1 protein-coding gene is annotated in these 537 nt (G+C 46.4%); it reads right to left on the minus strand.

The window, feature by feature from the left end:
* Positions 1-537: hypothetical protein (locus QZZ22_RS04780; RefSeq protein ID WP_292463103.1), on the minus strand; the 537-nt coding region annotated here is incomplete at both ends.

The raw sequence follows: 537 nt of genomic DNA on the forward strand, positions 1-537 counted from the left end.
TGTTTCCTCACCAGTTTCCATGTCTTCTGTTTCGTTCATGTCCCCTGTTTCCTCAACAGCTTCCATGTCTTCTGTTTCGTTCATGTCCCCTGTTTCCTCAACAGCTTCCATGTCTTCTGTTTCGTTCATGTCCTCTGTTTCCTCAACAGTTTCCATGTCTTCTGTTTCGTTCATGTCCTCTGTTTCCTCAACAGTTTCCATGTCTTCTGTTTCGTTCATGTCCTCTGTGGCTTCAGATGCTTCACAGAATCCAAGGGTTATCCATGCATTGTCATCTCCCATCTCTCCAATGTTCGCGATGTCTACTGCAATAACGTACCCTTCATTATTTGGTGGAAGTACTCCGTCCCAAGTATCTTCGAAGTGAATGACAATAGAAGTAATTCCGGCCTCATCAGTCTGGTTCATGTCCTCGGTCTGGTTCATGTCCTCGGTCTGGTTCATGTCCTCGGTCTGGTTCATGTCCTCAGTCTGGTTCATGTCCTCAGTCTGGTTCATGTCCTCAGTCTGGTTCATGTCCTCAGTCTGGTTCATGTC

Source organism: Methanolobus sp. (assembly GCF_016278365.1).
Classification (GTDB): Archaea; Halobacteriota; Methanosarcinia; order Methanosarcinales; family Methanosarcinaceae; genus Methanolobus.